Origin of the sequence: Rudanella paleaurantiibacter (assembly GCF_009184635.1) — a bacterium.
In the GTDB taxonomy this organism is placed as follows: Bacteria; Bacteroidota; Bacteroidia; order Cytophagales; family Spirosomataceae; genus Rudanella; species Rudanella paleaurantiibacter.
On record NZ_WELI01000002.1, the window covers coordinates 345,209 to 368,815 of the forward strand.

Sequence of the window (23,607 nt, forward strand, 5' to 3'; positions counted from 1 at the left end):
GAGGCCACTAATACCAAATAGATTAAGTATTCACACTTAAACACCTAAGTCCCATTGTAAACAATAATAAAAATTCATTTATATTAAGGGCGAATTTGATCATACGTAGATTATCATTGATGTAAAATGATTTCCCAAACCATAAGTCAGCAACTTTTAGACCATTATAATATTTCAGGTTTCCATGCAAACGTCAAACAGGGAGGACAAAAAACAGTTTTTTTCCCGGTAAGAGACGGTAAAAAACAAGTTTTAAAATTGTTTCAAAATGGATATAATGATCGATTAGATAGAGAGTTAGAAATTTATGATAAGTTTAAGCATCTTGATAGCATACCTCAGATAATATCAGTTGAAAACTTTAACGGATGCTGTTTTATTTTTGAAGAGTTTATAGAAGGGGATACTTTGTGTGATATAGAAAATAGATTTATCGGTCAATCACCACTAATCACGCAGTTGCTCAAAGATATCTTTGAAGTCATGACTCCTATCTGGGAGCAAAAACTTGTTCACAGAGATATAAAGCCAGAAAATATAATAATTAGAGAAAACGGAAAACCTGTAATTATTGATTTTGGAATTGCACGGGATCTAGACGGAGCAACTTTGACAGGAACTGGCTTTCAGCCTATGAGTTGGCGCTTCGCTAGCCCCGAACAATACGCTGGTGATAAGTTTAAGATATCTTACAGAACAGATTTTTTTAGCTTAGGGACACTTGCATACTATTTGTATCATGGTCAACTACCATTTGGAAACTCGCACAATGAAATCAGTACCAAGTTCCAGAATAATGATGAAAGCTTTACATACAATTCCGCTTTTACACTGCATGAGTTTTGTAGGGAAGCAATGAAATTTAGTGTATCTGAGAGGCCGCGAGCAATTAATGACTTGATAAAATTACTTTAGTATGAAGATCCTACATTTACTAGGACATTGTTCCAATTGGAATGTTGATGCTCATTACAAAAATGGCATCGGCGAAGGGTTTGTATTTTGTGCTTACAGTTTTCCGCCAGAATACTTTACTCAAAAGAAGATCCACCATTACAGTACAAGTGAAATTTTAAGTAAGTCATTTATTGATTTACAGTACTTTGGCAAGAAAGAATCAGGGAGCATTGATAGAGGGAAGTTTTCACACTACTCTTTTCACCCTGCGAACAATCTCAATGATGATTCAATCACCAATGTGTACTTAATCGACTCAATTATTCGTGGAATAAATTTCCAGTTAGAATTGGGCTTGACCAATATAATAATACCTAACTATTATGAGAATGACGACATAAATAAATTATTAGTAATAATACGGCAAATAAATAAGTGGGTTGCCCAAAATAAACATGAAGGTATTAGATACTACATGAGTATTCCATTATCAAATCACACAATTATTGATAATGACAAAATAGAGAATATTCTCATTTCTTTGACCGACATAGATATAGCCTTTGATGGGTATTACATTGTATGCGAATCTAAACCAGAGAATAGGAGGAAACTAAGTGTTGATTACAAATATCTCAGGAATCTATCAAGGGTATTTGAAGTTTTGAAAAAACAGAATTTCACAACTATATATGCATATGCAAACTGGGACGCCATTATTTTTTTGGCTTCAACAGATATCGATTACATAACAATCGCATCTTTTGAAAACTTAAGGAACTTCAATATTAGAAGATTTACTCAAAATGAAGATGGAGGTCCATCGAAGGGGTGGTACTTTTCAGAAAAACTCTTGAATGTGGTAAGAGCGCAAGTTATAGACTTAATTAGAGCTCAGAAAGGTCTAGAAATAATAAAAAATGATAAGAATATTTTCTCTGATGCAATTTTGGAGCCTCTTTTTCAATGGAGTAATCAGAAGCCTGATGTACACAAAAATTACATGGTTGCTGTCACAAGGCTCTTACAAAATATATCTTCTATCAGCGATCTCGAAAACAGAAAAAATTATGTATTGTCAATAATTGAATCAGCCATTGCTAACTACGAAGCTCTTGAGGATAAAAAAGTTTTTTTGGAGGATGAAAATAAAAATTATCATTTGAGGACATGGCAATCACACCTCAGAACTAAGTAAGTGTTCTTTGATCTTTTCATTCAATAACATTGCCATTTTGTGATTGATAGGCCTTTCTTCATAAGGCCTGAAATGTGTTATGACCCTTCCACATGTATCTATTTCAGCTAAGCCAATGTTGAACTTTTCAAATTCGCTTATACTTTTGATCGCAGCATTTATATGCAAGCGATCCATCACTACATATGATTCGGATGCAAACCATCTGTAGCGATAAGCTTGTACTAAAGCTCGTCGCCAGTTCTTCAACTTAGCTTCAATTGCAATACTCTTCTTCGTGATTTGATTATAGTCTTTTTTTAAGTAAAAAATATCACCCACTTCGTAGACAATATCGTTTCCAATCAATTTAGTAACGGACTTTTGTAGATTTGATTTACTGATTTGCATGGCATTTTGCAACACATCAAATGATAATCCTTCACTATCTTTAATAGCATAATATAATGCTATATCAGTACTGTTAAGGATAATTCTATTAATATTTGTAGTATCGATTCTTGATATTACCAGATCTGCTACGCCAAATCCTAAATCGACCTCTTCTGATATGTAAGTCTCTGTTTTAGAGATACACCAATCACATATGGCACTACAATTTAGCTTTAGTACTTGAACTAAGTCTTTTTCAGTCTTAAAAAATTCATCGGATGAAAATATACGTTGAATCATCAAGATTATTTTTTATGCAAGAATTAATATTGATCTGGATCGACTTTAATGTTTTCCGATTGAAATAATCGAAAAATGTCATTCTGTCTCCTTCAAGAAAAGAGTAGAATCCATCTGAACACAAAAGAACAAACTGGTTTTCCCTTATAAAATAGTCTTGAGTGAAATCTTTACTGTCTAGATAATTCATCCCCAAGCATTTCATAATTGTATTACTATTGGGATGAATCGTATCATCTTTACTAACTTGATTTATATACTGATTTGTTATTATATACAATCTGGTATCTCCCATTGTAGAAAAGTAGGAATGCCCGCTCCCGTCTTTATAAATCACTGCAATACAGTAAGTAGTGTACACCGAAGGAATATTCGATGCTAACATATACTCGTTACATGAATACATTAATCTACACAAATCCACGGCATCTTCATTGACAAATTTTCTATAGTGAGACGTGATGTATTCCTTTGCTAAATCTGTTCCTTTCTTACTATTAACAGCACTGCTTACCCCATCAAAAACAGCGAATAGGTTGAAGTCGCGTTCCTCAATAATTAGAGAGTTATCTTGGTTCTCAGACTTCCCTACTCCTTTAACAGATTGATATATATATTCCTGGCTCTGCATAACCACCTATTGCCTGAAAATTAAACTACGTGTTCTTAAAATGCATGCATTAAAAGGAAAAGTAGCTCACTGCACATTACAATCTAAATGTGTTACGAAGCGAATTCCTTTTTGAATTTGGACATCATCTTGAGAGGACAACGTCAAAACAAAAACGCCTAACTTTCTTTCTGAAAAGAAGTTAGGCGTCTGCTTAGTAGCGGGAGCTGGACTCGAACCAGCGACCTTTGGGTTATGAGCCCAACGAGCTACCAACTGCTCCATCCCGCGCTGTTGGGAGTACAAAAGTAGTAGGTCTTTCGAGAAAATCAAACTACCTTTGTAAAAAAATAACGAAGCCCCTCCGCATATTGTTCTGCCGGAGGGGACTTTTTTTCTGTAGCCATTGGTTCTCAACACTATATGGGATCACCTAAAAACAAAAAAAATTTGGCGAGCAACGGCTCGCCCGACCCCGCACATGCCGACAATACGCCATCGGGCACGTCGGCCCCCACTTCTGAGTCGCTCGATTCTGCCGCTCCTGACGATACATTGTCTGATGATGCGCTTGCGCCAATCTCCACTACCCCCGCTACCGAGTACCCCGGCCGCGCCGGTTTTGTGAGTATTGTGGGCAAACCCAACGTGGGCAAATCGACGCTCATGAATCAGCTTGTGGGCGAACGGCTCTCGATTATCACCTCGAAAGCCCAAACCACCCGCCACCGGATCATGGGAATTCTGAACGGAACCCACAACGACGAACCGTTTCAGCTGGTGTATTCCGATACGCCCGGCATCATTAAGCCGCTGTATAAACTGCATGAGTCCATGATGGGCTTCGTGCGCGGTTCGCTCGAAGATGCCGATGTGATTTTATTCGTGACGGATATTTTCGAGAAGCACGACGAAGACGACGTACTACGCCGGTTGCAACATGCCGAAGCTCCGGTTATTCTGCTGGTCAACAAAATTGACCTGGCTACCCCTGAGCAGGTCGAAGAAAAACTTGCCTACTGGCAGGAGCATTTTCAGGCAGCCGAGGTGCTACCGATCTCGGCCCTCAACGCCGTCAACATTGATAAACTCTTCGACGGGATCATCAGCCGGTTGCCGCACCACCCGCCCTATTTCCCGCAGGACGAACTAACCGACAAGCCCGAGCGTTTTTTCGCTTCGGAGATCATCCGGGAAAAGATTTTCCTCAATTACAAGAAAGAAGTGCCGTACAGCTCGGAAGTGGTCATTACCGGTTTCAAAGAGCGCGACGACATGATTGTGATTTCTGCCGAAATTCTGGTTGAGCGGCCCACCCAACGGGCTATTCTGCTGGGCGAAGGCGGTAAGATGATCAAGAAAACGGGCATTATGGCCCGCGAAGAACTCGAACAGTTTTTCAACAAAAAGGTATTTCTCGAAACATTCATCAAGGTAGAACCCGACTGGCGCAACAAAGAGCGTATGCTCAAGCGGTTTGGGTATGATGAATAAAAAGGAGAAAGGAGAAAGGCAAAAGGAAGAAAGGTGGTTTAGGCTTCACATTGTTCCTTTTTCCTTTTTCCCTTCTCCCTTCCTTTACTAAAATGGCAAACATTGTTGCAATAGTTGGTCGCCCAAACGTGGGTAAATCAACGTTTTTTAACCGCCTGACCGAGCAGCGGCAGGCTATTATGGACAATCAGCCGGGCGTAACCCGCGACCGGCATTACGGCTACGCCGAGTGGACCGACAAACGGTTTACCGTGATCGATACGGGCGGCTACGTGGTGGGCTCCGAAGATGTGTTCGAAGGTGCAATCCGGGAGCAGGTCGAAATTGCGATTGAAGAGGCTACGGTTGTTCTGTTCATGGTGGATTCGATGACGGGCCTGACCGGGCTCGATCAGGATTTTGCCAACATTCTCCGGCGCTCCAAGAAGCCCGTATTTGTGGTGGCCAACAAGGCTGAAACCGCCGACCGGATGCAGGCTTCGGCCGAGTTTTACGCCCTGGGCCTCGGCGACCCTTACCCGATCTCGTCGCAAACCGGCACCGGTACCGGCGACCTGCTCGACGAGGTGATTAAACATTTCCAGACCGAAGATCCCGAAGATCCCAACGCGGGTGTTCCCCGGATCGCCATCATTGGTCGGCCCAACGTAGGTAAGTCGTCGTTTCTGAATGTACTGCTGGGCAAGGAGCGTAGTATCGTGACTGATATTGCCGGCACCACCCGTGATGCCATCGACACCCGCTACAAAGCCTTCGGCAAAGATTTTATTCTGACCGATACGGCCGGTCTGCGCCGGAAAGCGCGCGTCAACGACAACATCGAGTTTTATTCGATTTTGCGGACGCTCAAAGCCATGGAGGCCTCCGATATCTGTATTGCCATGCTCGACGCTACACGTGGCCTCGAAGCGCAGGACCTGAACATTATTGGGCAGGCCGTGAAAGCCAAAAAAGGCGTGGTGCTGATGGTGAACAAATGGGATGCGGTCGAAAAAGACCACAAAACAGCCGACATCTGGCGTAAGGAGATGGTTCGGCGGCTGGCTCCGATTGACTACCTGCCAATTCTGTTTGCGTCGGTACACGAGAAGCAACGCATTTTTCAGGTCATGGAAAAAGCGATGGAGGTGTACGAAAACAAGCACAAGAAAATCACCACTTCGAAACTGAACGAGGTGATGCAGCCTGAGATTGAAAAGTACCCTCCTCCGGCTACAAAGGGTAAGCACATTAAGATCAAGTACATGATTCAGTTGCCTACCCCTTCGCCTACGTTTGTCTTTTTCTGTAACCTGCCTCAGTACATCAAAGAACCGTACGAACGCTATCTGGAAAACAAACTCCGCGAGCATTTCGGGTTCGATGGGGTCCCGATCACGATTTTCTTCCGGCAGAAGTAAGCCTCAGAAGTTAGTTGAGTTAATCCTTTTAGCCTCTCTCCGCTCTAAGCACGGAGAGGGGCTTTTTTGTGCATATTCAGCCGTAAAACCTTTAGTAGGTGTGATATAATCGGAAAGCCAGTTGGCAACGCCAAAGGTCGCCCGGAGAACTAAGGGACACAATCCCCCGAAAAGGGTATTTTTCATACCTACCCGGCATCTTTTCTTTGCAGAACTTTCTTTTTGCAAAGGCTCATTTCTCACAAACGAGTACGCAACTAATTGGCAATTTTTACGGTCAGCCGGGCGGTTTTATATTTTAGCTACCTATTAACAGATAGCATAGGAACAATTGTTAATATTTTCTATTCCGTTATGTTACTTCGTGAACATATTTCCGTCCAACAAATAACCGGAACAGTTATGGTATCATTACGTGTTCTAAAGCAAAGAGTCTTGGTAAACGGTTTATTTACAAAATTTACAGATGTTACCATTGAGTAACATGCTTAGAATTTTAACTTACCGCAAAATTACTTAGACCAAACAATAAAAATCCTTTATGATCAGTTGCTTATAAGTTGTTTAGTAACTGATCTTTGCTTAATTTTAGTGGCATTAGTGCAGTACTTTTTAATAACCCCATATGATAACCACGAATAACATGGAAGATGAAAAGCGTGTAGAGCGAGCAGCCTACGTGCTGAAGGCGGTCGCGCACCCCTTGCGAATTAAGATCATCCAAATGCTGGATGAGCACCGTGAGTTGAACGTTTCAACTATCTACAAAAACCTGAACGCTGAGCAGTCTCTGATCTCACACCACCTGATCAACATGCGCGACAAAGGAATCCTGGATATCCGGCGCAGTGGCAAAAACATCTACTACTTTCTGGTAGACAACGCCATGTCAGAAGTAATTACCTGCATCTACAAAAGCAAAGTATTGAGCTAATACGTTAGCTACGCAAAAAGCCCTTCCAGAGTCTTCTGGAAGGGCTTTTTCGTTTCAGAAAGTGTCCAGCGGCTTACCCAAATAACTCACCTGTTTTATACGTCGGTACTACCCCAAGGTGGATGTACGCTTTCTCGGTGGCTTCGCGCCCGCGGGAAGTCCGCTTCAGATACCCCTCCTGAATCAGGAATGGCTCGTACACCTCCTCGATCGTTTCTGACTCTTCGCCACAGGCGGTGGCAATCGTGGTGAGCCCAACGGGGCCGCCCTTGAACTTATCGATAATAGTCGACAGAATACGGTTATCCATATCGTCGAGACCGTTGTGGTCCACGTCGAGCGCACTCAGGGCCATCTCGGCAATATCGACCGTAATAGTACCATTGCCTTTCACCTGCGCAAAATCGCGGGTACGACGCAGCAGGTTGTTGGCAATCCGTGGGGTACCCCGGCTCCGGCGGGCAATCTCAAATGCCCCCTGCTCGTTGATGGGCGTCCCTAAAATAGCCGACGAGCGCTGTACAATAGAGGTCAGCAGCTTGGCGTCGTAATACTCCAGGCGGCAGCTAATTCCGAAGCGAGCCCGCAGGGGCGACGTCAGCATACCGGCCCGGGTGGTGGCTCCGATAAGCGTAAACGGGTTGAGCTTGATCTGCACGGTACGGGCATTCGGGCCCGAGTCGAGCATGATGTCAATTTTGTAATCTTCCATCGCCGAGTACAGATACTCTTCCACAATGGGATTGAGTCGGTGAATCTCGTCGATGAAGAGTACGTCGTTGGGCTGTAAATTGGTGAGCAGGCCCGCCAGGTCGCTCGGCTTGTCGAGTACGGGGCCCGACGTCATTTTAATATTGGCCTCCAACTCATTGGCCACAATGTGCGACAGGGTGGTTTTGCCCAAGCCCGGAGGGCCGTGGAGCAGCACATGGTCGAGGGCATCGCCCCGTTGCTTAGCCGCCTGCACAAACACCGAGAGATTGGCCAGCACCTTGGCCTGCCCCGTAAAATCACCAAAAGACAACGGCCGGAGTGCCCGTTCGATCTCTTTATCAGTGGCGGTCATTCCGTCGGTTGTTCCGCTTAAAAAGTCTTTCCGCATAGCAAAAAAAGAAGAGGCAACCGTTGAGGCTACCTCTTCAAATTTACGAAATTTTCGGGAGAAACGGGCGTGTTAATGGCCCGAATACAGCCGACAACAACGGTTTTTTTACCGAATCAGCAGCACGGACCCGCGCCGGACTACACGCGGCAATTGGGGGTCGTACTGGCTGCCGTACGTAATCACATAGGCGTACATCATGGGCGGATACACCTCACCCCGATAGGTACCGTCCCACCTGATTTCAGGATTATCGCTGGCAAAGACTACCTCCCCCCACCGGTTGAATATTTTGATTTCAAACCCGGTGGTGTAGGCACTGTACACGTCAAATTGGTCATTTAAACCGTCGCCATTGGGCGTAAACGCTTCGGGCGTGAAAACCCTAGGCTCACAGTAATCGACGACCTGCGTCGACGCTACGGCCGTACAACCCGATGGATCGGTAGCCTGTACGGTGTACCGGCCTACTGCACTTACGCGCAATAGGCGGCCCGGCCCACCGCCACCGCCCCACACAAACGAAGCACTCGCGGGACCACCGGCCACCAGCGTAGTCGATCCGCCGTCGCCCACACAGAACCGGTACTGCGGAGCCAGCTGAATGGCAGGCGCGGGCCGGTCGGTGATCTGTACACTTGCCGTACCGGTACACCCGTTGGGGTTACTCACCCGGACCGAGTACGTGCCGGGTGCCGTAACGCTGATGGTTGGCGTAGTGAGGCCATTGCTCCACTGATATTGGTTGTTGGCCAGAGTTGCGCTGACGGGTTGCAACAGAGCCAGGTCACCGGCACATTTGTCTTGCGGGGGACCCAGGTCAGCAAAGCCCGTAGGGTCGAGGCCAACCCGCGTGGAGGCTGTAGCACTACACCCGTTTACGTCGCTCACCTGCACCGTGTACGTACCGCTGTTGATACCGGTCAGCACGGAGGCATTGCCCACAATGGCGTTGGCTCCATCGCGCCAAACGTACAAAGCGGGAGTACCGCCCGTTGCATTCAGGCTCACAGTACCACTGCCCGGCCTTGAACAAAGCTGATCGCGCGGAACGGGGGTTATGGCCAGCGTATTAACTGGCGACCGCAACGTGTAATTGGAAAGCGAGGAACATGATAACTGATCGGTAACCCGAACGGTGTACGTACCCTCGCCCAGCGCCGACAATGAGTTGCCGGTGGTTAGCAGCGGCTGGTTGTTCCCTGTCCAGGCATACGTAAACGTACCCGAGCTTTGGGGCGATACCAGAATGCTGCCGTTCAGAATGGTACAGCTGCTGGGGTTAACGGTTGAGGCTGTCAGCCGTGGATTTTGGCGCTCAGTAACCGTCACCGATGCCGTATTGGTACACAAATCAGCCGCATTCGGCAGTGAGTTGGGATTTCGGTAGGTAGCCGTTACCGAGTATACACCGGCCGCATTAACCGTTGCCGCTTTGGTAGTTTGACCATTGCTCCAATTAAACGAATTGTACGAGGGGGCAATAGCGGCAAAGCCTACAGTAGTACTGCTACCCTGACAGAGCACAGGATCAGATGCCAGCGTAAACGGTTCGTTGGGCCGGGTGAAGAGTACATTGGCGTCATCGCGGACAAAGCATTCAGGGTTTTCATTAAACGCAAAAGCTATGTACGTACCGTTTCGGGTGGCTTCAAACGTTTTTCCCCGGCCAATAATCTTATTAGCATACACCCAGGCGTAATTCTGGGCCTGCACATCAATCGACAGGGTTGTCGACATCGGCATCCGACACACAAACTGATCATTCAGGGTAATACTCTGCGGAACAGAGGCAATATTGACCACATCGGTAGCCGTAACTACGGTACAACTGGGACCGAAGGAATTATTGGGACCTTTCTGAAACGTTTCAACGGTTAGCGTGGCCGTGTAACTACCCGGTCGGGTGTAGCGGTGCGAGGCCTGGGTGGCCGTACCGGAGTAAGGTGCCGACCCATCGCCAAAATTAATCGTGTATCGTTCTTTCAGGTCGGGGCAGTATGGCCCAATGGTAAACTGGGTTGTGTCGCCGATACACTCGCCTTCGTGGCTCAGACCTGCCCCGTTCGACGGTGGCTGATTAAAGTTGGCAATCTGGTTGGGAAGCCCCAGCTGACCGGTTTTACTACCCAGCGACTGTCCCCGTGGGTTGAACCGGAGGGTATCGAGCAGGCTGGCGTTGGGGTTTTCGATAACGCCCAACTCCGACTGGCCGGGTATCGACATATAAATCCGACCATCGGGGCCAATCTGTAAGGCCCCAAACTGCTGGGTGGTACTCGTAGCGACTTCGGATCGGGCGGCCGTGAGCTGATCGGGGTCGGTAATGGTCAGATCGTAACGGAGCAGGTACGACGATACCGCTGTGCCACTCGTGGGATCGCCTTTCAGGGTCACGTACAGACTTCTTCCATCGGGCGAAAACTCCACCCCGTACGCACTGGGTGGGGCCGGCCCCAGGTCTATTGTTCGGTCGTATTCGAGCGTACCTGTTTCATCATTGAATTTATACAGCTCCACAATGTTGTTGGCAATGGCCGTGTTGGAGCCGGGTACGCCCGGTACAATCATGGCCACCGGACGCACGACCCCATCGGTCGTATTACTGCCGGGGTTAGTGGCCGTGCCCGACGTCCCCGTGGCCGAGGTTGCCGTGGTGCTCTGCGGAGCCGGGCCTATTTTGATGTAACCTTCGCCCTGAGCAGCCAGTGTCTGCGACCGGCTTTGGGTGATTACCACCGTTTTCTGCTCAGGAACCGCATTCCGGGTGATGTGCGTAATTCGGAACGTATTACCACCAAAATCGCGGGTAATTACCCAATAGGTTGAGTCTTGCTCATTTTTTACCCCAGCCGAGCGTTCGGTACTGAGCGCGGTGGTCGATGAGCCTGCTACGGGCAGATTGGTTTCAACAATGGCCCCTTTGCCATCGTTTTTCCGCATATCGACAATGCTGTACGTAAGCTGCCGGGTACCGTTGATCTCGGCGGTGGTGTACACATAATACTGGTACTCGCAGCCTCGGCACGTACCCTTCGGCACAATCAGAGCCGATTGGGTCGAAATCTGGCTACCACCCAGCGATGCCACCGCGGTGGTGATAACCGGCTTCGAGGTCGTGGGGTCAACCACCAGTTTACCGTTGGCATCGTATTGCACCGCGCCCATCACGTTGCCATCCGCATCATACACTTTCACGCCATCGGTATAGAACAAAACGTTGCCTTTGTCATCTGAAATAGACGAGGCCCCCTCGATGGTACTGAGCTTACCGTCGTCGATGGGTGAAGGCGAGCCGCCCCCGGCAAAATCAAGACCGGCGTTGTTACCAAAATACCACTTGGCACCGGGCGAACCAGCCTGCTCAGGGCAAACCTGCACCTGAATCCGGTTTTCGGTTGTACAACCAAATGCATTGGTTACTTCAACCGAGTAGCAACCAGAGCCCGTCACACTAATGGTTTGGGTAATTTCGCCTTTAGGGGCCCACTCATACGTTACACCCGAAGGGGCTCCGCTGGGGTATGGGTCTAAGGTTAGCACCTGCCCTTTGCAAATGGTCGTATCGGTACGCCAGTTCTGAAATTCACGTGGGGCAGTTCCAACATTAATCTGAAACGTTTCTGTCTGGGCGGGCAGGGCACTGTTCGAAAAGGTACGCGTGACGGTAACCGTTTTTAAGCCTTGCGATGAATACCCGTATTGCACCACACTGTACGACGTAGTCGAGGTCGACGCGCCGGGTGTGGCCGTGCCGCTGATGGGAGCACTATCAAACTCCCATTTCCACGAAGCCACGCCCGGCGTAGCATCCCGAAAGGTGGTAGGTTCGCCCTTGCACTGGCTATCTCCCGACCCAATTTCGGTTTGCACGCACGGACGCCGAATGCTGATGCCCGACGGTAATCCGTTGCCGGTTCCCGTCGACGATGTGGGTGGGGCTATCTGCCCCAACACAGGCCACAAACTGCTCAGTCCCAGCAAACAGAGCAAGACGCCAAAAAACCGAAAATATGTAAACGCGTAGCGCATAAATAACCTGTCATCCTCTAAACCTATACTACCACCTCTCCCATAACTAATGCAGCGGCCGTTCGTTAAATTTAACGAAAACCAGGCCGCAAAATTTTATCTCATCGTTGCCGCCACAGCGCGCCCAAAAAAGGCGTAATTTTATAAACATTCCCAAATTGGTGCGGGCAATTTGCGCTAATTAGTTAGCGTTTAATTGAAACGGCAAGCTTTTTGCGCTGACCATGACCATTATGACCAAACGTTTCCTTTTGTTGGGGTTTATCCTGCTTCTGAGCCAGCTCGGTTCGGCGCAAGATCCCCAATTCACGCAGTTCTACGCGGCCCCGCTGTACTTAAACCCCGCTTTTGCCGGTTCGGCTCTGGCTCCCCGTGTAACGGCTAATTACCGCAATCAGTGGCCATCCGTTGCAAACTACGTAACATCGATGGTTGGCGTTGATCATTACATCGATCGGTTTAACAGCGGTGTGGGGCTAATGCTGATCAGCGATAATCAGGGACAGGGACAGATTCGCTCAACCGAGATTGCCGGGCAATACGCGTATCAGGTTCAAATCAACGAGGTTTCGGCTGTGCGATTGGGCTTACAGGCATCGTACGTCAACCGCAATGTAGGGTATTTTGGTCTTACCTTCGGCGACCAATTCAGTAACCGTGGGTTCATTGATGGCAGTACCAGCGCCGATGCCGGCCTGATTGCTTCGGCCCGGCCCAACAAGTACGTCGATTTCTCGACCGGGGCCTTATACTACTCCGACTGGGTTTGGCTCGGCGTGTCGGCTCACCACATCAACCGCCCGAGTCAGGGATTCTTTGCGGGCGACAATAGCCGTCTCCCCATTAAAGGCAGCATTCATACCGGGTTGCGGATTCCGCTGATGGGCTTCACAGGTCTGGGCGACGAGGCCGAGCGCGAAATCAGCTTCTCACCGGTAGTTCACTATAAGTTTCAGGGTAAGTACGATCAGCTGGATATAGGCGCTTACTTCACCTACTCCCCGCTTACGGTGGGCGCTTACTACCGGGGGTTACCCTTCAAGAAATACGATCAGCGAATTAATAACCACGACGCCATGGCGTTTCTGGTAGGATTCCGACAGGATAAATTCTCGGTGGGGTACAGCTACGATGCTACCATCTCGACCCTCGGTTTTGCGAGTGGCGGCTCCCACGAAATCTCGATCTCCTATCTTTTCGACCCCATTGAGAGCAATCGGAAAGCCCGCAACCGACGCCGAAACCCGCAGTTGGCCTGCCCGAAGTTCTGACACAAAAAAGCCCCTGCCGCGCGGCAGGGGCTTTTTTGTTATTTCACCACCAACTGCACGGTGTAGCGGCTTTTTTGTTCGAGCAACAATTTTTTATCGACCAGCACCCGGTCGATAGTGGCCTGATCGTAATAGCGAATGGTAATCAGTTCCAGGCCTTCGTTGTAGCTAACCCGGAAATTCTGCCGGAGCAGATCGAGCAGGGCCGGTAGCCGGTCGGGGTTTGTATCGACCACGACCGAGAAGCTGATGGCCGTGTTTTGCATCAGGTTTATCTTGATTCCGGCGGCCGCAAACTGCCCAAAAATCTGGCTCAGGTTATCCTCGGCGATAAACGAGAAGTCTTTCGGGTGCAGCGAAATGAGCGTCTGATTCACCTTGAAGATAAACGAGGGGGTAGTCAGTTGCCCTTCCGATGCGTTAATGACGGTGCCGGGCGCTTCGGGTTGCAAAAACGACCGTACGTACAACGGAATCCCCTTGTTCTGCAGCGGCTTAATGGTTTTGGGGTGAATCACCGTAGCGCCATAATACGCCAGTTCAATGGCATCCTGATACGTCAGTTGGGTAAGCAAAACGGTTTGGTCGAAATACTTCGGGTCGGCATTGAGCACGCCCGGTACATCTTTCCAGATCGTAACACTCTCTGCATCGGTGCAATAGGCAAAAATAGCCGCCGTGTAGTCCGACCCCTCACGGCCCAGCGTGGTTGTCAAGCCTGTACCGGCGGCCTGCCCCACAAATCCCTGGGTCACAATCAGGCTTCCGTCACCACAGCTGTTCACAAACCCCCGGATAGCGCGCTGTGTCTGCTCCCAGTCAACTTTACCTTCCCGGAAGGTATCGTCGGTGCAAACCAGTTGGCGAGCATCGGCCCAAATGGCTCCGCAATAAGCCGCCACAATCTGGGTCGAGATGATTTCACCCACCGAAACAATCTGATCATAAATCTGATCGAACGGGCCGGTAGGTTTTTGCCGCAGCACGGTATCAACCCACAAAAAGGTGCCGTAAGCCCCCCGGAATGTCTGTGCCCAGTCGGCACCGGCGAGGTCACGCATAATGGCTTCGTGGTAGCTCTGCACCGTTGCCCAGCGCGCTAGGGCTTCGTCCGTTTTATGATCGGCATAGGCGCGGGTAACTTCTTCGAGCGCGTTGGTGGTTTTACCCATCGCCGAAACCACCACAATAGCCCCCTGTTGGGCCTGAGTACGCAGAATATGGGCCAGATTCCGAACACCGGCCGCGTCTTTAACGGATGCCCCGCCAAACTTAAAAACCTTCATTCGGGTCATAAATGGACAGGATTACAGGATTAAACAGGATTTTCGCGTGAATGGAAATCCTGTTTAATCCTGTAATCCTGTCAAAAGAACTTTTCTAAATGACAATCTTGCTCCCCGCATACAGAAGTTCTTTCACGGCCGAAGCAATGCCTTCGGGATCGAAGCCACACTCGCGGTGCAATTCAATCTGTTCGCCATGCTCGATAATGGCGTCGGGGATACCGAGCCGTTTTACGTGGGCTGAGTACCCGTGCTCGGCCATAAACTCCAGCACCGCCGAGCCGAAGCCGCCCATCAAACAGCCATCTTCAACAGTCAACACCCGGTCGAAACGAGTAAAGATCTGGTGGAGCAAAGCCTCGTCGAGCGGCTTCACATAACGCATATCGAAGTGCGCTGGGTGAATACCTTCTTTCGCCAGGTTAGCAGAAGCCTCTACAGCATAATTGCCAATGTGACCCAACGTCAGGATAGCAACGCCTTCACCGTCCTGAATCAGGCGGCCTTTACCAATTTCCTGCTTTTCGAGTGGAGTACGCCAGGCGGGCATCACACCCTCGCCCCGTGGGTATCGGATCGTAAACGCCCGCTTGCCCTGCTGCACCTCGTCAGAAGTGGCCGTAAACATCATGTTCCGTAGCTCCTGCTCGTTCATCGGGGCTGCCACAATCATGTTGGGTACGCAACGCATGTAGGCAATGTCGTAAGCGCCGTGATGCGTAGGGCCGTCGGCCCCGGCAAAGCCTGCCCGGTCGAGGCAGAAAATAACCGGCAACTCCTGAATACACACATCGTGCACCACCTGATCGTAGGCACGCTGCATAAACGTGGAGTAAATATTACAGAACACCACCTGCCCCCGCGTGGCCATACCAGCCGAGAACGTAACGGCGTGTTGTTCGGCAATGCCCACATCGAAGGCCCGGTCGGGCATGGCCTTCATCATGATATTCATCGATGAACCAGAAGGCATGGCCGGGGTTACACCCACAACTTTGGCGTTCTGCTCGGCCAGTTCAACGAGCGTATGCCCAAACACATCCTGATACTTAGGCGGCTGCGGGCTATCGTACACTTTTTTCTTGATCTCGCCCGTCACCTTGTCGAACAAACCGGGTGCGTGCCACTTGGTCTGATCTTTTTCGGCGGGGCCATACCCTTTGCCTTTTACTGTCAGCACGTGCAACAGCTTGGGGCCGGGAATTTGCTTGAGGTCCTCGAGAACGCTGGTCAGGTGGTCAATGTCGTGTCCATCAATCGGACCGAAATACCGCAGGTTGAGCGACTCAAACAGGTTGCTTTGTTCGAGCAGCGAGCCCTTGATACCCGTCTGAATCTGCGACACCAGTTCCTGAGCCGTTTTGCCCAGCTTGTCCATTTTGCCAAGCAGGTTCCAGATCTCGCCCTTCACCTTGTTGTAGGTCTGCGAGGTGGTAATGTCGGTCAGGTATTCGCGCAGGGCCCCTACATTGGGGTCGATGCTCATGTTGTTGTCGTTCAACACGATGAGCAGGTTGGCATCGGTAGCCCCCGCGTGGTTCATTCCCTCAAAGGCTTCGCCGGCAGTCATCGATCCATCGCCGATTACAGCGATATGCTGCCGCAGGGGATTACCCTCCAGCTTCGACGCGACGGCCATGCCCAAAGCGGCCGAGATCGACGTCGACGAGTGGCCTACGCCAAAGGTGTCGTACTCGCTCTCTTTGCGCTTAGGAAAACCCGAGATGCCTTTGTAGAATCGGTTGGTATGAAAAACATCACGCCGACCGGTCAGAATTTTGTGGCCATACGCCTGATGGCCTACATCCCAAACCAGCTGATCGTCAGGCGTATTGAAGACATAATGCAGTGCTACAGTTAATTCAACCACGCCAAGGCTGGCCCCGAAGTGCCCTCCATAAACCGATACATTATCGATAATAAACTGACGAAGTTGGTCGCAAACCTTAGGAAGTTCTGTCTTATCGAACCGACGGAGATCGGCGGGCGTGTTGATGGTAGCGAGTAAGTTGCCGGGGGTAATCAGCATGGTTGATCGTCAAAATCGTTGTGTTACAACAACAAACGGGCCTGAATAATGTTCACGCCTGTTTGTCCGTAGCGATTAAAACACAATGCGAAGGTAGGACGAAAATAGGACAAAACGAATAGTCGCACCGACACGCGGAGACATACGGGCAATTGAGTTTGTTTGCCTGCGCAACCCAACCGGCCGTCTGATGCGCTAACTCCGCTGACTGGCGCGGAATAGTTTCTGTTTCTCTTCCCGCGACAGGCTTTCGTAGCCCGAACGCGAAATTTTGTCCAGAATCGCGTCAATTTCGTCCTGATCGGGCATCGATACCGACGCGTTTCCGGGGCTTGCCCCAGCCGCAGCGTAGGTATTAGCGTTGGCGTTGGCATTGCTCCGTTGCCGGTACGACACCTTTATGGCAGGCTTGGGGCGGGTCAGCGTCTGCCAGCCATCCATGAGCCAGTAAATTGGACGACCGAGGTCAGTACCGTTCTGAAGCAGTTTGATAAAGAAAAAGCCCATTACAGCTCCGCCAAGGTGCGCCAGTTCACCACCCGAGTTGGGACCGAGTGAGTTGGCCAACGACAGCACAATCAGGAAAAATACAATGTACTTGATCCGAACAGGGCCGAAGAAAAGCAGGTGAAACGAGTAATTAGGCAGCAACGTAGCCGCGCCAACAGCTACCGAGAAAAAGGCCCCCGATGAGCCCAGCATGTACACACCACCTGATCGCTGCACAAAGTAGGGCACCAGATTAAACATGGCCAGGTAGAGTAAACCACCGGCAATACCGCCCAGCACATACAACCCCAGCAACCGGCGCGCCCCCAGATATTCATCCACCAAACGCCCGAACCAGTACAGGCCCAGCATATTGAACAGAATATGAAACGGCTTCTCGTGGGTAAAGAAGTAGGTAATCAGCGTCCAGGGACGGCGTATAAAATCGGCGGCATTGGCCGGAATCGTCAGCTGCTCTACTACTTTGCTGTAGTAAGCAGGCGATTCTGAAACCGTAAACACAAGGTACAGAATCAGCAACGTCAGAAACACCACGACGTTGACCAATATCAGTTGCGCCAACGTATTGTTGGGCTTCGAAAATTCAGACCGGAAATCGTCAAGTAACCCGCTCATCACTCAAAAAAACATTTTTCGTTGAGAACCCCAGTATTTCACCAATATGAACGCAAACAACATGCCGCCGATATGCGCAAAGTGGGCCACGTTGTCGGACTGGGCCTGATACAAACCCGAGTACACCTCATAGGCTCCGTAGAACAGAACGAGATACTTTGCCTTGACCGGTATAGGTGGAAACAACAAAAGCAACTCAGTGTTTGGAAACAACAGGCCAAACGCCATAATGACCCCAAAAATAGCACCCGAAGCCCCCACCATGGGCGAATCAATCAGGCGCTCCCAGCGCCCATTGACAAAGCTAAGACTCTGTCGTTGAAAGGATTGATTATCCGGATTTTTTGTGTACGCATCAATAAATCCTTCCAACTGATCGTAAGCCGCACTGGCCTGACTCTCCACAAATCCCCAGAATGCGTCGGGTGTTGGGTTGGCCCGGTACTCTTCGACCAGCGCATACACCCGGCTCATTTCGTAATAATTAACACCGAGATACAGCAACGCTGCTCCCAGACCGCAGAACATATAAAAAAACAAAAACCGCCGGGAGCCCCAGACGCGCTCCAGCATGGGCCCAAACACAAACAACCCGATCATGTTGCTGAATATGTGCCCGAAGCCCGCGTGCAGAAACATGTGCGTCAGGAATTGCAACGGCTGAAACTTATCCGACAGAAACGAGTGTAGCCCGAATTGTTCAATCACTGGCTGTGAGGTAAACACAAACGCCAATACATTCAGCAGAATAAGGGTACGGACTACCGGTGTCAGCATATCGAAGTATTCAATTTACGGTGTTTAACCCGATTATAGTTTAAAAAGTCCCTGAATTTTATCCAACGTCAACACGGTCGTAATCGGTTCGCCCGTGGGCGTGTAACCGGGCGTACTCGATGCGAATAGTTGATCGATCAGGGCTTTACTTTCCAGATCGCTCAGCCGGTTCTGATGCCGCAACGCCGACCGCCGGGCCAACGACCGCGCCAGAGCTTCCGACCGTTCGAGTTTAAGACGACCGGTATCGGCCCGGAGTTGCGCCAGCAGGTTTGAAAAAAGTTCTTCTTCGTTCTCGCCGGGCGTCAGAGCAGGTATGCCCCGGAGCACGAACGTATTGGCACCCAGCTCATCAAATTGAAATCCCACGCCCGTCAGCTCATCGCGAAGGTCGATAGCCAGTTGGTAATCGACCGCCGAAACGCTCACCGTTTTGGGAAACAGCAATTGCTGCGACGCGCCGTTGCGCTTGGTCAGAGCCGCGTGAAACTGATCGTACAGAATACGCTCATAGGCCCGGCGCTGATCGACCACCAGCACGCCCGATTTCACCGGCGCGAGTAAATACCGACCCTGCACCTGCATGATGTGTCCACCCGCGTTGGGGCTTTCGAGCGTCGGCATGGGCTCAAATGGGATCTGGTTGGCCTTGCTACCCAGCGTGAGGGCATCAATGGCCTCGTGGGTTTCGCCACCCCCACCAGCTGGAGCGGCTACCGCTGGTGGTAGCCACTCGGCTGGCTCGTTCTGGCCTACCGAAGCACTCCCGGCTTCGTCACGATTCAACGCCCGAGCCCGCTCAATAATCAGGTTAGCATTGGCCGAAAGCGGTTTGGCCACGTCGGCCTTAGCCCCACCCGCGGATGGGCCGCCCGTTCGTGGGCCGCCCTCTCGTGGGCCGCCCGCTTCAAACTGACTCGCATTTGGCGGAAACTGATCGAACCGGGGAGCCGACAGGGGCTTCTCAGGGGTGTTGGACTCACGTGCACTCGTATGCCCCAGCCCTCCGCTCGCCCAGGCGGGCATCACAGGACGCGGCAGGTCAGAACCCGGTTTGTCGGTCGCATCGGGACTCCGACGGTCGCGGGCGCTGTTCTGACTGCTCAGGAAATTGACGTTGGAGTCGAAATCGAGCGAGGGCGAGAGGTTGTACACCCCCATTGCCTTCCGAACGGCGGCCATCATAATGGCGTACACCGACCGCTCGTCGTCGAACTTGATCTCAGTTTTGGTGGGGTGGATATTGATGTCGATATGCGAAGGGTCGATATCGATGAATAAGACGTAAAACGGGTGGTAATTGTCGGGCAGGGTGCCTTCATAAGCCCCCAGCACGGCATGGTGCAGGTAATTGTGCTTAATGAACCGGTTGTTTACGAAGAAGTACTGCTCGTTGCGGGTTTTCTTGGCCGATTCGGGCTTGCCAATGTAGCCGCGCACGGTTACGTAGGGGGTTTGCTCTTCGCAATACGCCATTTGGTCGCGGTAGCCCTTGCCAAACATGTCGACAATTCGGCGGCTGAGCTTACCCGAGGGCAGGTTAAACACTTCGCGGTCGTCCTGGAACAGCGAAAAAGCAACCTCCGGGTGGGCCAGCGCCACGCGCTGAAACTCATCCAGAATATGCCGCATCTCCACCGAGTTCGACTTGAGGAAGTTGCGCCGGGCGGGCACGTTGAAAAATAAATTTTTCACCAACAGATTGGTCCCCGGCAAACACGAAATCTGCTCCTGCGCTTTAATCTCCGAGCCTTCAATCCGAACGAGTGTACCCAGTTCTTCGGCGGCCCGGCGGGTGCGCATTTCAACCTGAGCTACGGCCGCAATCGACGCCAGGGCTTCGCCCCGAAACCCCATCGTTTTGATCCGAAACAGATCGTCAGACGAGCGGATCTTCGACGTTGCGTGCCGCTCAAAACTCATGCGCGCGTCGGTCTCGGTCATACCCGCCCCGTCGTCGATCACCTGCACCAGCGTTCGGCCGGCATCCCGCACGACCAGCTGCACTGATTTAGCACCGGCATCTACCGAGTTTTCGAGCAACTCTTTCACCACCGACGCGGGCCGCTGTACCACCTCACCAGCGGCAATCTGGTTGGCAATCGAGTCGGGTAGAAGCTGTATGACGTTATGCATAGTTAGGAATGCGTAATGATGAATGCGTAATGATGAATTTAGTACCGCATTACGCATTCATCATTACACATTAGAATCGCAGTGGCACCACAACCTTAATGCTGGCGTTCCGACCCATGTTGTACACGCCAAGCCGCCCGGTCGCCGGGTTCTCCCCGAAATATTTCAACCGGTTCTGATGGCTTTGGTACGCACGGTCGAGCAGGTTATTGATCGAAACATACACCGAAAATCGGGTTTGGCCATCTTTTCCCACCACATCGGCACCAGCTCCTATATTCCATAACGTAAAAGCAGGCGTTGGCGTTTCGGTTCCGAACGCTAATAATGCCTGATTCTGTGCCTGATTATACTCGACTTCGGTTTGGGCATACGCATTTCGCAAGGCGCGGCCCAGCTCGGTTCGGGTTAGCTTAGCCTGTACAATAGTGCGCGGGGGCGGCAAAAACGGCAGATACCGTGCCGAATCGCCCTGAGCCGACAAATTTCGCGAACGCACCAACGAGTACGTTCCCGACAAATGAAGCCATTTGGCCCCGGCCGGGTTGTACACAAGCTGAGCCTCGGCCCCGTACAAAACGGCATTGCCCTGCACGTAGCGGTAGGTCAGAATCGGCCGGGCCGGGTCTACGATGGAGTCTTGCCCCAACCGGTTCAGGACTTTTTCGGAGTACGTATAATTCTGGATTCCGTTACGGAACAAACTCGCCGTGATCGAAAGCTCCGGCGTTTCGTAAACCACACCCAAATCGCTCTGGAATGAGGTTTCGGACTTCAGATTAGGGTTACCAATTTCGTACCGAAACGTACCGGCATGCTCACCATTGGCCGACAGTTCGGGCGTTGAGGGCGCCCGGAAGCCCCGTGCCAGGTTGGCCTTCACGGTCAGTTTGGGCGTCACAGCGTACGAAGCCCCCAGGCTCGCTGTCGGGTTGGCGTAGGTTTTGTCCAGACCAGCAAACCGCACCGCCCGGTTGGTACCATTGGTCTCGGTAAACGCACCTGACTCATCCACATAGAGCGGGTTTATCTGCATCCGGCGCACATCGACCCGCACTCCGCCATTAACCGTGAGCCGGTCGGTTTTTTTCTGGAAAAATGCCACCGCTCCGTTATCAAGCGACCCATAACCAGGGTACAGGACTTCGAGACCCCAGTTCTGGTTCTTTTGCCACAATCCGCTTGTGCCCACCGTAAACTCCCAGCCATTGCGGGCTTCCATAAAGTACTTCAGATCGTAGTACACGTTTTGCAGGAAGAAATACAGCGCCGGCTGGCCGGGCGTGAGCGTACTGGCAAACTCCTGCCGCCGGTTTTGGCTGTAGCTCACCACCGCCGACAGGTTGCCCCGACCAATACGGGCAAAGGTATTCCACGACAACTTAGTGTGGTTCAGATTCTGGTAATTGGCCGGATTAATGGCGCGGCTCCGCAACTCGGCATCCGACACGGGTGCTACGTCTTCGGTGGTTTCATTGACCCGCACCAGTTTCACAAACCGGCCCGTACGGTCGCGCTCACCCGTTACAATGTTGATGTCCTGATGCCAGTTGGAGAAATTGAGCTGCGAATACCCCCATTTCCGGCTAATGCCAACGGCCCCGTTCACGTCCATCTCGCGGTATGCTGAGCCGTACACCCGCCCGTCGAAGCGGTTGCGGTAGTTGCCCGCACTTTTGCCACTTACGCGCAACCGGGCGTACACCCCTTTCTGACCGGTTGTTTCCATCATGGCCGAGAGTCCCAGCATCCCGTTGTTGCTCTGATAGTTGGTCATAATCTGCCCCTGCGTGACGCCCGGCTGCGGAGGGCGTGCCGAGATCAGGCTCATTACTCCGCCCAGTCCGTCGGAGCCGTACAGCAAGCTACCAGCTCCTTTGATAATCTCGTAACGGTCAATCGAGTACTCGTCAATTTGCAAGGCGTGTTCTTCGCCCCACTGATTATCTTCCTGCCGCACCCCATCGTGCACGGTGATGACCCGGTTAAAACCCAGCCCCCGAATCACGGGTTTCGACAGGCCCACCCCCGTTGAAATCTGCGACATACCGGGCAATTTCACCACCGCATCGACCAGGTTGGTCGAGGCCGTTTGGAGCCACTGCATTTTCGAGTATGTCATGATCGGGATAGGGCTCTCTTTCACGGTAGAGCCCGTTGTCAGGCCCGTAACGACTACTTCGTTCAGTTGGGTGGCCTCCGTAGCCAGCATAAAATCGAACCGAGTGCTATCAGCCGAGAGCTGCACCCGGCGGGTAAGAGTTTTGTAGCCCACCAACCGCACCTCAACCGAGAGCGGGCCCATAGGCAAGCCCGGCAGCCGAAACCGGCCGAGCGTGTCGGTTGCGGCTCCTTTCTGGAGAGATGGTACAAAGATGGTAGCGCCAATGAGTGGCTCGCGGGTTTTCTGATCGGTCACCAGACCGTTCAGCACCGCATTACCGGCTAACGTAGTCGATTGAGCAATAACGTATTGGGGCAAGGTAAGGCCAAGCCAAAGAAGGCCCGCCGTCAGACAAAGCCGAAGAAGTGAATTCATGAAGAGTATGTTGCATGGTAAACAGTAAGAAACAGTTTATGGCATAGGTTCTCTGGCGCGCGACGTGGGAGTGCGCAGCCACAAGCCGTGCACCCATACGGGCCG

General features: G+C 51.0%; 16 protein-coding genes and 1 tRNA gene. 6 read left to right on the forward strand and 11 right to left on the reverse strand.

Going from position 1 to position 23,607, the window contains the following annotated elements; genetic code table 11:
- Nucleotides 1-126: 126 nt before the first annotated feature.
- Both F5984_RS06200 and F5984_RS06205 read left to right on the forward strand, forming a co-directional pair.
- Nucleotides 127-915, forward strand: coding sequence for a serine/threonine protein kinase (locus tag F5984_RS06200; protein ID WP_152123407.1), 789 nt, complete (start codon nucleotides 127-129; stop codon nucleotides 913-915).
- A 1-nt stretch (nucleotide 916) separates the two neighbouring features.
- Nucleotides 917-2,095 (forward strand): hypothetical protein, encoded by a 1,179-nt coding sequence (locus tag F5984_RS06205; RefSeq protein WP_152123408.1) that lies wholly within the window; start codon nucleotides 917-919, stop codon nucleotides 2,093-2,095.
- On the opposite strand, the gene F5984_RS06210 is transcribed toward F5984_RS06205, so the two are convergent.
- From F5984_RS06210 to F5984_RS06220, 3 genes are all read right to left on the reverse strand, one after another.
- On the reverse strand, nucleotides 2,075-2,767 hold the full coding sequence (locus F5984_RS06210) for a hypothetical protein (RefSeq protein WP_152123409.1): 693 nt from the start codon (nucleotides 2,765-2,767) through the stop codon (nucleotides 2,075-2,077). The two genes, F5984_RS06205 and F5984_RS06210, sit on opposite strands and share 21 nt — an antisense overlap.
- Nucleotides 2,739-3,398 (reverse strand): PP2C family protein-serine/threonine phosphatase, encoded by a 660-nt coding sequence (locus F5984_RS27005; protein ID WP_152123410.1) that lies wholly within the window; start codon nucleotides 3,396-3,398, stop codon nucleotides 2,739-2,741. The genes F5984_RS06210 and F5984_RS27005 overlap by 29 nt, the downstream gene beginning before the upstream one ends.
- 197 nt (nucleotides 3,399-3,595) lie before the next feature.
- Nucleotides 3,596-3,668, reverse strand: a tRNA-Met gene (locus F5984_RS06220).
- Between the two features lie 132 nt (nucleotides 3,669-3,800).
- Here F5984_RS06220 and era point away from each other — a divergent pair.
- From era to F5984_RS06235, 3 genes are all read left to right on the forward strand, one after another.
- A complete protein-coding gene (gene era / locus F5984_RS06225) occupies nucleotides 3,801-4,871 on the forward strand; it encodes a GTPase Era (RefSeq protein WP_246168845.1) in 1,071 nt (356 codons plus the stop codon).
- A gap of 92 nt (nucleotides 4,872-4,963) precedes the next feature.
- A complete protein-coding gene (gene der / locus F5984_RS06230; protein WP_152123411.1) occupies nucleotides 4,964-6,271 on the forward strand; it encodes a ribosome biogenesis GTPase Der in 1,308 nt (435 codons plus the stop codon).
- Between the two features lie 625 nt (nucleotides 6,272-6,896).
- Nucleotides 6,897-7,205 carry an ArsR/SmtB family transcription factor gene (locus tag F5984_RS06235; protein WP_019989397.1) on the forward strand — a complete coding sequence of 103 codons (309 nt, stop codon included), beginning with the start codon at nucleotides 6,897-6,899 and terminating at the stop codon, nucleotides 7,203-7,205.
- Nucleotides 7,206-7,278: 73 nt separating this feature from the next.
- On the opposite strand, the gene ruvB is transcribed toward F5984_RS06235, so the two are convergent.
- Nucleotides 7,279-8,307 carry a Holliday junction branch migration DNA helicase RuvB gene (gene ruvB / locus F5984_RS06240; RefSeq protein WP_152123412.1) on the reverse strand — a complete coding sequence of 343 codons (1,029 nt, stop codon included), beginning with the start codon at nucleotides 8,305-8,307 and terminating at the stop codon, nucleotides 7,279-7,281.
- A 108-nt stretch (nucleotides 8,308-8,415) separates the two neighbouring features.
- Nucleotides 8,416-12,339 (reverse strand): T9SS type B sorting domain-containing protein, encoded by a 3,924-nt coding sequence (locus F5984_RS06245; RefSeq protein ID WP_152123413.1) that lies wholly within the window; start codon nucleotides 12,337-12,339, stop codon nucleotides 8,416-8,418.
- A 233-nt stretch (nucleotides 12,340-12,572) separates the two neighbouring features.
- Between F5984_RS06245 and F5984_RS06250 the strand changes: the two genes are divergently transcribed.
- A complete protein-coding gene (locus tag F5984_RS06250) occupies nucleotides 12,573-13,610 on the forward strand; it encodes a PorP/SprF family type IX secretion system membrane protein (protein ID WP_152123414.1) in 1,038 nt (345 codons plus the stop codon).
- A gap of 38 nt (nucleotides 13,611-13,648) precedes the next feature.
- On the opposite strand, the gene F5984_RS06255 is transcribed toward F5984_RS06250, so the two are convergent.
- The 6 genes from F5984_RS06255 to F5984_RS06280 form a co-directional block, all read right to left on the reverse strand.
- On the reverse strand, nucleotides 13,649-14,896 hold the full coding sequence (locus F5984_RS06255) for an aspartate kinase (RefSeq protein WP_152123866.1): 1,248 nt from the start codon (nucleotides 14,894-14,896) through the stop codon (nucleotides 13,649-13,651).
- A 94-nt stretch (nucleotides 14,897-14,990) separates the two neighbouring features.
- On the reverse strand, nucleotides 14,991-16,925 hold the full coding sequence (gene dxs / locus F5984_RS06260; protein ID WP_152123415.1) for a 1-deoxy-D-xylulose-5-phosphate synthase: 1,935 nt from the start codon (nucleotides 16,923-16,925) through the stop codon (nucleotides 14,991-14,993).
- A 195-nt stretch (nucleotides 16,926-17,120) separates the two neighbouring features.
- Nucleotides 17,121-18,050: a rhomboid family protein gene (locus F5984_RS06265; RefSeq protein WP_152123416.1), complete on the reverse strand. Its 930-nt coding sequence runs from the start codon at nucleotides 18,048-18,050 to the stop codon at nucleotides 17,121-17,123.
- A 3-nt stretch (nucleotides 18,051-18,053) separates the two neighbouring features.
- Nucleotides 18,054-18,827: a rhomboid family intramembrane serine protease gene (locus tag F5984_RS06270; protein WP_019989389.1), complete on the reverse strand. Its 774-nt coding sequence runs from the start codon at nucleotides 18,825-18,827 to the stop codon at nucleotides 18,054-18,056.
- Nucleotides 18,828-18,860: 33 nt separating this feature from the next.
- The gene (mutL, locus tag F5984_RS06275; protein ID WP_152123417.1) at nucleotides 18,861-20,963 is read right to left on the reverse strand and encodes a DNA mismatch repair endonuclease MutL; all 2,103 of its coding nucleotides are present in this window, start codon (nucleotides 20,961-20,963) and stop codon (nucleotides 18,861-18,863) included.
- Between the two features lie 70 nt (nucleotides 20,964-21,033).
- Complete coding sequence (locus F5984_RS06280; RefSeq protein ID WP_152123418.1) at nucleotides 21,034-23,502, reverse strand: TonB-dependent receptor; 2,469 nt, start codon at nucleotides 23,500-23,502, stop codon at nucleotides 21,034-21,036.
- Between the last annotated feature and the right edge of the window lie 105 nt (nucleotides 23,503-23,607).